This is a genomic window from Collinsella stercoris DSM 13279 (assembly GCF_020735465.1).
Classification (GTDB): Bacteria; Actinomycetota; Coriobacteriia; order Coriobacteriales; family Coriobacteriaceae; genus Collinsella; species Collinsella stercoris.
Map to the genome: position 1 here is coordinate 785183 of NZ_CP085935.1, position 12177 is coordinate 797359.

Consider the following 12177-nt stretch of genomic DNA (forward strand, 5'->3'; position numbering starts at 1 on the left):
CGCATGGCACGCGAAGGCAAGGTCTCGGGCCTCAACGCCGCGTCCCACTACGATGCGGCCATGAGCGTCTTTCCCTGGTATGAGCGGGCCATCTACGCATTGGTGATGGCGGTGCTCTGGGTGTTCTCCAAGCTCATGTGGCGCTGGAGCGTGGAAGACCCCTCAAGGCTCCCCGAGCGAGTCGGGGGTTCCACCGGTTCCGTCGTCATCTGCAACCACACCTCCATGGCCGAGGTCGTCGCGCTCGTGCCGTATCTATGGGCGCGCGGGCACCGCGTTCGCCCCATCTTCAAGTCCGAGTTCAACAAGATCGGCATCGCCCGATGGGCCTTCGCGCTCGCGGGCGGCATTCCCGTCGAGCGCGGCGAAGCCGACATGGCGGCGCTGCGGGCGGCGCAGCATGCGCTCCAGCGCGGCGAGGACGTGCTCATCTTCCCTGAGGGCACCCGCATCCGCACCGATGACCAGCCCGTCGAGATCCATGGCGGCTTCGCGCTCATCGCGCAGATGGGCAAGGCCCGGATCCTGCCCATGGCCGTATGCGGGTTTCGCGATGTGACTCCCGAGGGCAAGAGGCTCATGCGTCCCGTCACCTGCTGGATCGCGGTGGGCGATGCGCTCGACGCGAAGGATGCGCCCCAGGGCCTCAAGCGCCGCGAGCGCGCGCAATGGGTCGAGAACGAGGCGATCTGTCGCATGTACGCCCTGCGCGACGCCCTGCGCGCCGCTCACCCCGGGAGGTTCTGACAATGGCGCTCACCATCGAGGTCGCTCGCCATGCCGGCGTGTGCTACGGCGTCGAGCGTGCCCTGACCCTTGCGGCGGAAGCGGCGCGCGAGTCGCGCGGCCCGGTCCGCACGCTCGGCCCGCTCATCCACAACCCGCTGGTCGTCTCCGAGCTCGAGCATGCCGGCGTGACGGTGGCCGATCGCGTCGAGGAGGTCGATGCCGGCACGGTGATCATCCGCGCCCATGGCGTCGTGCCCCAGGTCGTCGATCGGGCCGAGCGGTTGGGGTTGACGGTGCTGGACGCCACATGCCCCTACGTCAAAAAGGTGCACATGGCCGCGGAGAAGCTCGTGCGCGAGGGGTATCAGCTCATCGTCGTGGGGGAGAGCGGCCACCCGGAGGTCGAGGGCATCATGGGGCATGCCGATGAGCGCGCCCGCGTGGTCTCCACTCCCGCCGACCTCGACGCCATCGAGCTGTCGCGCAAGGTAGGCGTCGTGGTGCAGACGACGCAGACCGTGGGCGCGCTGAGCTCGATCGTCTCCGCGCTTCTTTCGCGCACGTCGGAGCTGCGCGTCATCAACACCATCTGCGCCGCCACGCAGGAGCGCCAGGACAGCGCCGCCGAGCTCGCCGCGCGCGTTGACGTCATGATCGTCGTGGGCGGGAAGAACTCCGGCAACACGCGCCGACTTGCCCAGATCTGCCAGATGGGTTGCGCCCATACGCACCATATCGAGGACTCCTCCGAGCTCGAGGCCTCCTGGTTCACCGGCGTCGAGCACATCGGCGTCACCGCCGGCGCCTCGACGCCGGCCGCGCACATCGACCGCGCCGTCGAGAAGATCCGCGCGCTCACGGAGGCCCGATGAGCGAATCGACCCCTATGCCCGCCGCTCTGGGCGATGGGGGTTCCGCTTTCGACGTGCCCCCGTCGTCACCGACCGTCCCGGCGTACGCATCGACCACCGCGCCGTACGGGTCGCTCGCGCCCGACGACGGCGAGGGTGCCCTCGTCATAGCCGTCGCCCCCGAGTCGCCCGCGGACGACTTGGGCATCGAGTGCGGGATGCGCGTGCTCAGCGTCAACGGCAAGCCCCTCACCGACATGATCGTCTGGCTGTGGGAAAGCGACGGGGACGACGTCGAGATCGAGGTGTTCGACCCGCGTGACGACACCGTGACGCCTGCGATCCTTGAGCGCTTCCCCGGGGAAGAATGGGGCTTGGAGTTCGACGGCGCGGTTTTTGACGGCATGAGGACGTGCGTGAACGCCTGCGTGTTCTGCTTCATGAACATGTTGCCCAGGGAGAGCCGCAACACCCTCACCATCCGCGACGACGACTATCGGCTCAGTTTTTTGCAGGGCAACTTCGTCACCCTCACGAACATGACCGACGCCGAGGTCGACGACGCGATCGACAAGATGCTCTCGCCCATGAACGTGAGCCTGCACGCCATCACCCCGGAGTGCCGTCGCAAGCTGATCGGCCGGAACGCCCCCCGGGGCATCGAGGTGCTCGAAAGGTTCCTCGACGCCGGCATCGAGATCCATGCGCAGATCGTGCTCTGCCCCGGCTTGAATGATGGGGACGAGCTGCTGTCCACGCTGAGATACGTCGAGGCGCACCCCGGCATCACGAGTCTCGCCATCGTGCCCCTTGGATTCACCAAGCACCAGAAGCGATTCACGACCTCGTATTCCGACGACGTCGAGGCGTCTCGCGCCGTCGTGCGGATGCTCGAGCCCTTTCAGCGGCGCGCCCGCACGACGCGCGGCGCGACGGTCTTTCAGCTCGCGGACGAATTCTACATCGACGCCGAGCTCCCCGTCCCCCCCGCGGAGACCTACGACGGGTTCCCTCAGTTCTACGACGGCATCGGCATGCTGCGCAGCTTCCTCGACGAGGTGGACGCGCTGCGCTGCGATCGGGCCGAGGACCTTTCCGTCGTAGGCGAGCGGCTTGCGGCTGACGGCCGCCGGGCCCTCGTCATCTGCGGCGAGGCCGCCCAAAGCACCTTCGACGCGTTCTGCGCGGCCTTCGCTCCCGCGGGCGCCGTCTCCTCCCGCGCCATCAAGAACGAGTACTTTGGCGGCAACGTCAACGTCACCGGCCTCATCTGCGCCTGCGATCTTTTGGCGCAGCTCCCGCGGGATCTCGCCGCCATCACGGTCCTCATCCCCGACGTGATGTTCAACTACGACTCCCTCACCCTTGACGGAGTTGAGAGGCGCTCCATCACCGTGGAGCTCGAGCGTCGCGGCGCCACCGTCCGCTATTCGACCCCCGCCCCGTCCCAGCTCCTCGATGCCCTGTTGATGGGCTAGTCTTTGCTGCTGCAAAGCGAAGGGATTCTCCCTTGCAGGTCGCCTGCCGTTCTGTCGAAGCCGCGCCGCTGTGCTTCGGGAAGAAACGGGTGGCGCAGCGTGGGCACGCGCAGTTCCGGGGCCCGGCATGTCGTCCGCCGCGAGTTCCGCACGAACCGAAGGCCCCTTATGGGGCCTCCGTGCGAGCAGGACTGTCCGAGCGCCGGACGACATGCCGGGCCCCGGGACGGTGGGTTGCGAGGCTGCGCCCAACATACGGAGGTTCTGGGACGGACCGCGAGCGCGTGGGACCGCATGGTAAAATTCTTGCAGTTATGACTACTCAAGGAGTACGTATGTCTCGACCCATCGTAGCGATCGTCGGCCGCCCGAACGTGGGCAAGTCGACGCTCGTCAATCGTATCGCCCAGACCTCCGACGCCATCGTGCACCAGAGCCGCGGCGTCACCCGCGACCGCAGCTACCACGTGGCCGACTGGAACGGTCGCGAGTTCACGCTCGTCGACACCGGCGGCATCGAGCCCATGAAGAGCGACGACGTGTTCGCCACCTCCATCCGTGACCAGGCGCTCGCGGCGGCCGAGGAGGCCGCCGTCATCCTGTTCGTCGTCGACGGCTCGGTGGGCGTCACCGAGGAGGACGAGAGCGTGGCGCGCATGGTGCGCAAGCTCAAGAAGCCCACGTTCCTGCTCGTCAACAAGCTCGACAACCCTGCCCGCGAGAACGACAACCTGTGGGAGTTCTACTCCCTGGGCGTCGGCGACCCGGTCGCGGTCTCCGCGCTGCACGGCCATGGCACGGGTGATCTGCTCGACGAGGTCGTCGCCCTTCTGCCCGAGGATGCGGGCGAGGAGGACGAGCCCGACACCCTGCGCGTCGCCATCATCGGGCGCCCCAACGCCGGCAAGTCCTCGCTCTTCAACAAGATGATCGGCAACGACCGCTCCATCGTGAGCAACATCGCCGGCACCACGCGCGACGCCATCGACACGGTGGTCGAGCGCGACGGCAAGCGCTACCGCATGGTCGACACCGCGGGCATCCGCAAGAAGAGCACCGTCTACGAGAACATCGAGTACTACTCCATGGTCCGCGGCCTGCGCGCGATCGATCGCGCCGATGTGGCCTTGCTCGTGGTCGACGCGTCCACGGGCGTTACCGAGCAGGACCAGAAGGTCGCGAACCTCGCCATCGAGCGCGGCTGCGCGCTCGTCGTCCTGCTCAACAAGTGGGACCTGCTCAAGGACGACTACGAGCGCGATGCCGTCATGGAGACGGTCGACCGCCGCCTCACTATGGCCCCGTGGGCCGAGTACCTGCGCATCTCCGCCATGACCGGGCGCAGCGTGCATAAGATCTGGGACATGGTGGACGCCGCCGCCGAGCGCCGCGCCTGCCACATCACCACGTCGCAGCTCAACCGCCTGCTCACCGACATGCGCGAGTTCGGCCACACCGTCTCCGACGGCAAGCGCCGCCTCAAGATGCACTACGTCACGCAGACCGGCGAGAAGCCCCCGGCGTTCACGTTCTTCGTCAACCACACGGACCTGGTCACTGACAACTACAAGCGCTATATCGAGAACCGCATGCGCGCGACGTTCGATTTCAAGGGCACGCCGATCCGCCTGCGCTTCCGCGCCAAGAAGTCCGACAAGGACAAGGAGTAGGGAATGGGTTCCACGTCCATGCATGTGTGGCTTTGCCTCGCATTGGCCTGCGTGGTCAGTTACGCGCTTTGTGGCATTCCGTTTGGCAAGTTCTTTGCCAAGTGTCTTGCCCATGTGGACTTGCAGAAGGTCGGATCGGGCAACATCGGTACCACAAATGCGCTGCGCGCCGGCGGACCCAAGGTGGCCATCCTCACGCTTGTGTGTGATGTCCTCAAGGCGGTCATCAGCATCAACTGTGCGCTTCCGCTCCTCTCTTGGGCGTTCGGCTGCTCCGTCGCGTCGTTCTACCCCGGCGGTTCACATGATTTCGTCATTGCCGTTCTCGGCATCTCGTGTGTCGTTGGCCACATGTTCAGCTTCTATCTGCGCTTCAAGGGCGGGAAGTCCATCGCCACCGGAGTCGGCGTGCTTTTTGCCATCAACCTGCCCTGGGCCTTGCTGCACCTCGGCATCTTTATCGTGCTCGTCGCCCTTACCAAGTTCGTGAGCGTCGGCTCGATTGCGACTGCCGGGTTGGTCGGCATCACGGCCTGCCTGCTGTTTCCGCACGCGTCCCTCGCGTTCAAGCTCATCATGGGGGCCCTCGGCCTGCTGGTGGTGTGGGCGCATCGCTCCAACATCAAGAAGCTCATGAACGGCACCGAGTCCAAGCTTTCATTTACCAAACGCGTCGACAAGATGGATGAGTGATATGCGCATTGCACTGATAGGCACCGGCTCGTGGGGCACCGCCATGGCGGGCCTCGTCGCATCGCATGGCCATGACGTCGTCATGTGGTCCTACGATGCCGATCCGGTCATCGAGATCAACGAGCGCCATACGAACGCCTGTTACCTCAAGGACTACACCCTGCCTGGCAACGTCACGGCGACCAATTCGCACGAGGAGGCCCTTACCGGCGCGGACGCCGCGATCTTCGCCGTGCCGTCCGCGTTTCTACGCGGCGTGGCGCGGGATTGCGCGCCGTATGTGAGCGACTCGCTGCCCGTCCTCTGCCTCGCCAAGGGCATCGAGCTCGGTACCGGTCTGCTCATGAGCGACGTCATCGCCAGCGAGATCGGCCATCCCGAGCGCATCGCCGCGCTCTCGGGCCCCAACCACGCCGAGGAGATCTGCCACGGGTCGCTTTCCGCCTCGACCATCGCCTGCGAGAGCGTCGAGGTCGGCGAGTTCTTCAAGGAGCTCACGCTGAGCCCCGCGTTTCGCGTGTACCTGTCCTCCGATATGGTGGGCGTCGAGCTCTGCGGCGCCATGAAGAACGTCATGGCCATCATCTGCGGTATCGCGGCCGGTTCCGGCATGGGCGACAACGCCCTCGCGCTCATCATGACGCGCGGCCTGGCCGAGATCAGCCGCCTGGTGCACGCCTGCGGCGGCGAGGCGATGACCTGCATGGGTCTTGCCGGCATGGGCGACCTCATCGTCACCTGCACCTCCCGGCACTCGCGCAACCGCACGTTCGGCGAGGCGTTCGCCCACGGCGAATCGCTCGAGGAGTACCAGAGCCGCCGCCGCATGGTCGTCGAGGGCGCCGCCGCCGCGCGCAGTGTGAGCGAGCTCGCCCGCTCCAAGGGCGTCGACGTGCCTCTCACGTTCGCGCTCGAGAGCGTCCTGTACGGCGGCGTCACCCTCGAGTCCGTCCTGGAGACGCTCGTCAACCGCATCCCCAACGAGGAGTTCTACGGCCTCGACGAGTAGCGCCTACGGGTGGCCCGCTGCCCTGCGCACAGGGGTCGCCCGCTGCGGTCCGCCGCCGGCCGGGTCCTTTTGGCCCCCGTCCACATCCATCAATCGCATATTGTCCGTTCGAAAGGAACACGCCATGTCCGCACCTATCAAGATCTCGCCCTCGATTCTTTCCGCCGACATGGCGCATCTGGCGCGCGACCTCGACCTCATCGCCTGCGCGGACCTCATCCATGTCGACGTGATGGACGGGCACTTCGTTCCCAACCTGAGCTACGGCACCGCCATCGTGAAGGCGTGCAAGGGCGCGACGGACATCCCGCTCGATGTGCACCTCATGGTCTCCAACCCCGATGACACCATCGACTGGTACATCGATGCCGGCGCCGACCTCCTTACCGTGCACTACGAGGCCTCGACGCACCTGCACCGCACCATCGCGCACATCAAGGAGCGCGGGTGCAAGGCAGGCGTCGTCCTCAACCCCGCAACCCCCGTCTTCGTCCTCGAGGACATCATCGAGGATGTCGATATGGTCCTGCTCATGAGCGTCAACCCCGGGTTCGGTGGCCAGGCGTTCATTCCGCGCACCATCGAAAAGCTACGGCAGCTCACCGCCTTGTGCGCCTCGCATGGCGTCGCGCCGCTCATCGAGGTCGACGGCGGCGTGGGCATCGCCAACGCGGAGGGGATCGCTGCCGCGGGCGCCACGGTGCTCGTCGCCGGGTCCGCGGTCTTTGGCGCGAAGGACCCGGCGGCAGCCGTCGAGGCCATCCGCTCCGCGGCCGAGCTCGGCCGCTCTCGGATCGGCGCGTAGCCCATGTCCACGCAACGGTATGTGAATCTCGACTACGCCGCATCCACGCCGATGCGGCCCGAGGCGGTTCGGGCGCAGGCCGACTACGACGCCTCCCGTCTCGCGGGGGTCAACCCCAATTCGCTTCATTCCCTGGGACGTCAAGCCGCCATACGGCTGGAGGAGTGCCGCCGTGCCGTCGCGGCAAGCCTCGGTACGCGCGTGCGCGCGAGCGAGATCGTGTTCACGGGCGGCGGCACCGAGGCGAACGTCCTCGCCCTTCTGGGCATCGCCCAGGCCGTGCGCGAGCGCGATCGCGGCAGGTCGCGCGTCATCGTCTCGGCGATCGAGCACGACTCCATCCTCGACAACCTGCCCCTGCTGCGCGCCGATGGGTTTACGGTCGATGTAATCAAACCCGACTCGACGGGTCGCATCGACCCATCGTCGCTCGAGCGGCTCATCTCGAGCGACGTCGCGCTCGTGTCGGTCATGCTCGCCAACAACGAGACGGGCGTCGTCCAGCCCATCGCTGATCTTGCGCGCATCGCGCACGGCGCGGGGGCGCGCATGCACAGCGACGCGATCCAGGGGTGGCTGCACATCCCCTTCGACGTGTCCGCGCTCGGCGTCGATGCGCTCTCGCTTGCCGGCCACAAGGTGGGCGGCCCGGTCGGTATCGGCGCGCTCTACCTCAAGTCGCGCACGCCCATACGGGCGAGGAGCTTCGGCGGCGGACAGGAAGGCGGCCTCAGGCCCGGCACGCAGGACCTGCGCGCTATCGTCGCGCTCGCCGCGGCGGCGAGCGCCCTGCGGCCCCTGGTCGCGCATCACCGCGAGCAGGTCGGCTCCCTTGCGAACGGGCTCTACACGCGCCTGTGCGCCCACCCGCGCATCCATGCGACGATGGGCGATTGGACGTCCGTCGAGCGGCTGCCGGGCATCGTGAGCATCTACGTCGACGGCATCGACTCCGAGGAGCTCATTCTCCAGCTCGATGGGCTCGGCTACGAGGTCTCGGCGGGCAGCGCGTGCTCCAGCGCGAGCCTCGACGCGAGCCATGTCCTGCGCGCCATGGGCATTCCGCGCGAGAAGGCGCTGGGGTCCTTGCGGATCTCCTTCGACGACCGGGTGGAGCCCGACTCGCTCGAGCGGTTCGCACAGGCGCTTTTCGAGGTGGTGGGCGCATGAACGTAGGGGAGTTGGAGCGCGCGCTCTTCGAGGCGTTCCCTGCCCGGGACGCGGAGCCCTGGGATCGCGTCGGGCTCTCGGTGGGCGATCCGGACGCCGAGGTGGCGGGCGTCGCCTGCGCGCTCGACGCGACGGTCGCCTCGCTGGATGAGGCCGTCCGGCGCGGAGCCAACGTCCTGGTGACGCACCATCCCGTCTACCTTTCGGCTCCCGACCGGTTCTGCCCCGCCGCGCCCGGCAGGCCGAGCTCCTCGGCGACGGTGTTCGAGGCCGCCCGCCGCGGCGTGAGCATCATCTCGATGCACACCAACCTCGACCGCTCATGTGCCGCCCGCACGCTGCTTCCGCGGCTCATGGGGCTTGCGGCGCGCACGTCGCTGGAATGGGCGGAGGAGCCGGAGCGCACGGGCATCGGGGGGATCTGCGAGACTGACCCCATCACGGTGAAGGAGCTCGCTCTCCGCGCGCAAGAGGCGTTCGCGACATGCGCGCAGGCGTGGGGGAGACCCGACGCCCTCGTGCGGCGCATCGCGTTCGTGGGCGGCTCGCTCGGTGACTTCGGTGAGCTTGCGCTCGAGCACGGCTGCGACGCGGTCGTGACCGGGGAGCTGGGCTACCACCGCGCGCAGGATCTCGCGCTCCGTGGGCTTTCTGTCGTGCTGCTCGGCCATGACCGGATCGAGCAGCCGTTTTGCCGCATACTTGCCGATGCGACCGCGCATGCGGGCGTCGCGCAAGACCGTATACATATCATTCCGCTCCCCCAGCAGTGGTGGGTGCCGTCGCAAGGAGGACATGCATGAGCCAAGGTTCCGATCTGATCAAGCTCCAGGAGACCGATCTCGAACTCGACCGCGAGCGCAAGACGCTCAAGGACCTGCCGCTCATCGCCGAGCTCGCCAAGAAGCGCGCCTCCTACGCCAAGCTCAAGTCCGAGGCGACGCGCCTGCTCGCCGATCGCAAGGACGCCCAGATCGCCGTCGACGACCTCGACGAGGCGGAGCGCTCCTGCCACGAGGCCATCACCGCCGCCCAAGAGCGCCCGATCGACGCGAGCGACTATCGCGCCGTCCGCGATTTGGAGGAGGAGCTCTCGCTGCTCGCCAAGCGCCTGGACAAGATCGCGTTCGACCGACCGGCCGCCCTTGAGAAGCTCGAGGCGGCGCGCGAGCGCGAGGACAAGCTCGCCGGGTATATCAAGCGCTTCGAGGCGTCCATCATCGAGGACACCAAGGCCGCCCGCGAGCAGGCAGCCGGTCTGCAGGCCTCCATCGATGAGCTCACGCGCCGCCGGGAGCATCTCCTGGGGCGCCTGCCGCAGGAGACCCGCGCGATGTACGAGCGCGGTCTCGCGCGCTTTCGCGGCCTGACCGTCGAGCGCATCGAGGGCAACGTCCCCACGGTGTGCCGCACGGCGCTGCAGCCCGCCTCCATGGACGCGCTGCGCCACGCGGGCGATATCGCCGAGTGCCCCTACTGCCACCGCATCATCGTCTTGAATGCCGAGGAGTAGACCGTGCAAAAGACCGTCCTGCTCTGCGTGACGGGGTGCATCGCCGCCTACAAGTCATGTGAGATCGCGCGCGCCCTGCAAAAGGCCGGCGTTCGCGTCAAGGTGTGCATGACGGAGCACGCCACCTCGTTCGTGGGCCCCACCACCTTCCGCGCGCTTACGCGCGAGGAGGTCGCCGTCGACCTGTTCGACAATCCCAGCGACCCCATTCACCACATCTCGCTGGCCAAGGAGCCCGATGTGGTGCTCGTCGCCCCCGCGACGGCGAACGTCGTCGCCAAGGTCGCGCACGGGCAGGCCGACGACCTGCTCACCACGACCGTCCTCGCCACCGATGCGCCGGTGGTCGTCGCGCCCGCCATGAACGTCGGCATGTGGCAGGCGGAGGCCACGCAGAAGAACATCGCCACGCTCGAGCAGCGCGGCTTCGACATCGTGCGCCCCGCCACGGGTTACCTCGCGTGCGGCGACACGGGGGAGGGCAAGCTCGCCGACGTCGACGACATCGTCGCGCGAACGCTCGTCGCCCTGAAGACCTCCCAGGCGCTGGCGGGGGAGCGCGTGCTCATCACCGCGGGGGGGACGCGCGAGGCGATCGACCCCGTTCGCTACATCGGCAACCGCTCGTCGGGCAAGATGGGCCACGCGCTCGCGCGGGCGGCGCGCGCCATGGGGGCCGAGGTCACGCTCGTGACCGCCTCGACCCAGCTCTCGATCCCCTTTGGCGTCGAGGGCGTCCGCGTCGAGAGCGCGGCGCAGATGCTCGATGCCGTATCGCAGCGCTTCGATGCGTGCACCATGCTCATCTGCGCCGCCGCGGTCGCCGATTACGCCCCCGCGCACCCGGCGTCCCATAAGTTGAGCAAGGCCGATGGCGAGCTCACGCATATCGACCTCGTCAAGACCGCCGACATCCTCGCCGAGATGTCCCGCGTCAAGGGAAATCGCGTGGTCATCGGCTTCGCCGCCGAGACCAACGACCTGGTGAGGCGTGCGCGCGCCAAGCTTGAGCGCAAGGGATGCGACGCCATCGTCGCCAACGACGTGTCGCGCGCCGAGTCGACCTTTGGCTCCGACACGAATGCCGTGACGTGGGTGAGTTCTCAAGGCGTTGAGGAGCTGCCATGCACCGGCAAGCAGGCTCTCGCATTTGAGCTGCTCAGACGTGCCGTCGCCCTAAAATCTTAGGAAGTTTCAAAATTCTTCTTGCATACGGGGCGGGCTTTGGGTAAAGTACTTCCTTGCTTCGGGACGTAGCGCAGCTTGGTAGCGCACTTGCATGGGGCGCAAGGGGTCGCTGGTTCAAATCCAGTCGTCCCGACCACGGAGCATGAGAGGGCGGCTGTATGGCCGCCCTTTTTGTTTAGCGTATGGGTTAGCCATCCGCAAAGCGGGTATCATCCTTCCAGTGTTTTTCATCGACCAGGGGAGTCACGCGTGGCAGCAGGCAAGATCAGGAAGAAGATCAAGAAGGAGCTCATCGGCACGTCCGATTATCCGTCCAACAAGATCTTCACCATCTCCAACTTCATCACGTTCACCCGCCTGATCCTCACCGGCGTGTTCCTGTACCTGTTCGTCACCGATTTCAATCGATACGTCGCACTCGTCATCTACGCCGTCGCCGCGTCCACCGACTGGCTGGACGGCCAGATCGCCCGCATGACCAAGACGGTGAGCTGGCTGGGCAAGCTGCTCGACCCCATCGTCGACCGCGCCCTGCTGTTCTGCGGCGTCGTGGGCCTCGTCGCCCGCGAGGAGCTGCCCCTGTGGATCTGCCTTGCCATCGTGGGGCGCGACATCTACCTGTTTTTGGGTAACTTCGTGGTCAAGCGCTACCATAAGCGGCCCATCGACGTCGTGTTCGTCGGCAAGCTGGCCACCGCGCTGCTCATGAGCGGGTTCACCCTCATGCTGCTCGGCCTGCCCGTCCTCGACGGCCTGGGCATCGTCCCCGATTCGCTCACGTGGCTTCCCGGGCTCAACTGCACGCCCGTCCCGCTCGGCATCTTCTTCGTGTACGCGGGCGTGTGCTGCTCGCTGCTCACCGGCCTCGTGTACACCGTCAAGGGCCTGCAGGCCATCCGCAACGCCATCGCCCATCCCGAGGACGAGGACGAGGACTTCCTCAACCCGGATATCGATGAGGGTGAAGAGGCTTCTGCGGCGGAGACTGCGTGATTGCTCCTGCACGCCCGTCGCTTGCGGTAGAATGAATGAATCAGTGACGTTTTCCCGGATGGTAATCTGGGGTATCCA

General features: G+C 66.8%; 12 protein-coding genes and 1 tRNA gene. All 13 read left to right on the forward strand.

Features of this window, described 5'->3' with window-relative positions:
* Nucleotides 1–3 precede the first annotated feature (3 nt).
* The 13 genes from LK434_RS03350 to LK434_RS03410 all read left to right on the forward strand — a co-directional run bounded on the left by LK434_RS03350 (nt 4) and on the right by LK434_RS03410 (nt 12099).
* Entirely contained in the window at nt 4–747 is a 744-nt protein-coding gene (locus tag LK434_RS03350; protein WP_006721226.1) for a lysophospholipid acyltransferase family protein, read from the forward strand.
* Nucleotides 748–749: 2 nt separating this feature from the next.
* Nucleotides 750–1601, forward strand: coding sequence for a 4-hydroxy-3-methylbut-2-enyl diphosphate reductase (locus LK434_RS03355; RefSeq protein WP_006721225.1), 852 nt, complete (start codon nt 750–752; stop codon nt 1599–1601).
* Complete coding sequence (locus tag LK434_RS03360; RefSeq protein ID WP_006721224.1) at nt 1598–3058, forward strand: DUF512 domain-containing protein; 1461 nt, start codon at nt 1598–1600, stop codon at nt 3056–3058. The genes LK434_RS03355 and LK434_RS03360 overlap by 4 nt, the downstream gene beginning before the upstream one ends.
* Before the next feature lie 335 nt (nt 3059–3393).
* Nucleotides 3394–4728, forward strand: a complete 1335-nt coding sequence (gene der, locus LK434_RS03365; protein WP_006721222.1) for a ribosome biogenesis GTPase Der — start codon at nt 3394–3396, stop codon at nt 4726–4728.
* A 3-nt stretch (nt 4729–4731) separates the two neighbouring features.
* On the forward strand, nt 4732–5421 hold the full coding sequence (plsY, locus tag LK434_RS03370; RefSeq protein ID WP_006721221.1) for a glycerol-3-phosphate 1-O-acyltransferase PlsY: 690 nt from the start codon (nt 4732–4734) through the stop codon (nt 5419–5421).
* On the forward strand, nt 5414–6430 hold the full coding sequence (locus tag LK434_RS03375; RefSeq protein ID WP_006721220.1) for an NAD(P)H-dependent glycerol-3-phosphate dehydrogenase: 1017 nt from the start codon (nt 5414–5416) through the stop codon (nt 6428–6430). The genes plsY and LK434_RS03375 overlap by 8 nt, the downstream gene beginning before the upstream one ends.
* Before the next feature lie 124 nt (nt 6431–6554).
* Nucleotides 6555–7235 carry a ribulose-phosphate 3-epimerase gene (gene rpe / locus LK434_RS03380; RefSeq protein ID WP_040361230.1) on the forward strand — a complete coding sequence of 227 codons (681 nt, stop codon included), beginning with the start codon at nt 6555–6557 and terminating at the stop codon, nt 7233–7235.
* Nucleotides 7236–7238: 3 nt separating this feature from the next.
* The gene (locus LK434_RS03385) at nt 7239–8405 is read left to right on the forward strand and encodes a cysteine desulfurase family protein (RefSeq protein WP_006721217.1); all 1167 of its coding nucleotides are present in this window, start codon (nt 7239–7241) and stop codon (nt 8403–8405) included.
* A complete protein-coding gene (locus tag LK434_RS03390) occupies nt 8402–9208 on the forward strand; it encodes a Nif3-like dinuclear metal center hexameric protein (protein ID WP_006721216.1) in 807 nt (268 codons plus the stop codon). Before LK434_RS03385 ends, LK434_RS03390 begins: the two co-directional genes overlap by 4 nt.
* Nucleotides 9205–9918 (forward strand): zinc ribbon domain-containing protein, encoded by a 714-nt coding sequence (locus tag LK434_RS03395; protein ID WP_006721215.1) that lies wholly within the window; start codon nt 9205–9207, stop codon nt 9916–9918. The genes LK434_RS03390 and LK434_RS03395 overlap by 4 nt, the downstream gene beginning before the upstream one ends.
* A gap of 3 nt (nt 9919–9921) precedes the next feature.
* On the forward strand, nt 9922–11106 hold the full coding sequence (gene coaBC / locus LK434_RS03400) for a bifunctional phosphopantothenoylcysteine decarboxylase/phosphopantothenate--cysteine ligase CoaBC (RefSeq protein WP_006721214.1): 1185 nt from the start codon (nt 9922–9924) through the stop codon (nt 11104–11106).
* Between the two features lie 59 nt (nt 11107–11165).
* Nucleotides 11166–11242: transfer RNA gene (locus LK434_RS03405), tRNA-Pro, on the forward strand.
* Between the two features lie 113 nt (nt 11243–11355).
* Nucleotides 11356–12099 carry a CDP-alcohol phosphatidyltransferase family protein gene (locus LK434_RS03410; protein WP_006721213.1) on the forward strand — a complete coding sequence of 248 codons (744 nt, stop codon included), beginning with the start codon at nt 11356–11358 and terminating at the stop codon, nt 12097–12099.
* Nucleotides 12100–12177: the final 78 nt, after the last annotated feature.

Excerpts from the sequence above, each read along its gene's own strand:
- LK434_RS03395 (WP_006721215.1), top strand. The coding sequence starts at position 9,205 with ATGAGCCAAGGTTCCGATCTGATCAAGCTCCAGGAGACCGATCTCGAA.
- LK434_RS03390 (WP_006721216.1), top strand. The coding sequence starts at position 8,402 with ATGAACGTAGGGGAGTTGGAGCGCGCGCTCTTCGAGGCGTTCCCTGCC.
- der (WP_006721222.1), top strand. The coding sequence starts at position 3,394 with ATGTCTCGACCCATCGTAGCGATCGTCGGCCGCCCGAACGTGGGCAAG.
- LK434_RS03355 (WP_006721225.1), top strand. The coding sequence starts at position 750 with ATGGCGCTCACCATCGAGGTCGCTCGCCATGCCGGCGTGTGCTACGGC.
- plsY (WP_006721221.1), top strand. The coding sequence starts at position 4,732 with ATGGGTTCCACGTCCATGCATGTGTGGCTTTGCCTCGCATTGGCCTGC.
- LK434_RS03375 (WP_006721220.1), top strand. The coding sequence starts at position 5,414 with ATGAGTGATATGCGCATTGCACTGATAGGCACCGGCTCGTGGGGCACC.
- LK434_RS03350 (WP_006721226.1), top strand. The coding sequence starts at position 4 with ATGGCACGCGAAGGCAAGGTCTCGGGCCTCAACGCCGCGTCCCACTAC.
- LK434_RS03360 (WP_006721224.1), top strand. The coding sequence starts at position 1,598 with ATGAGCGAATCGACCCCTATGCCCGCCGCTCTGGGCGATGGGGGTTCC.
- LK434_RS03385 (WP_006721217.1), top strand. The coding sequence starts at position 7,239 with ATGTCCACGCAACGGTATGTGAATCTCGACTACGCCGCATCCACGCCG.
- rpe (WP_040361230.1), top strand. The coding sequence starts at position 6,555 with ATGTCCGCACCTATCAAGATCTCGCCCTCGATTCTTTCCGCCGACATG.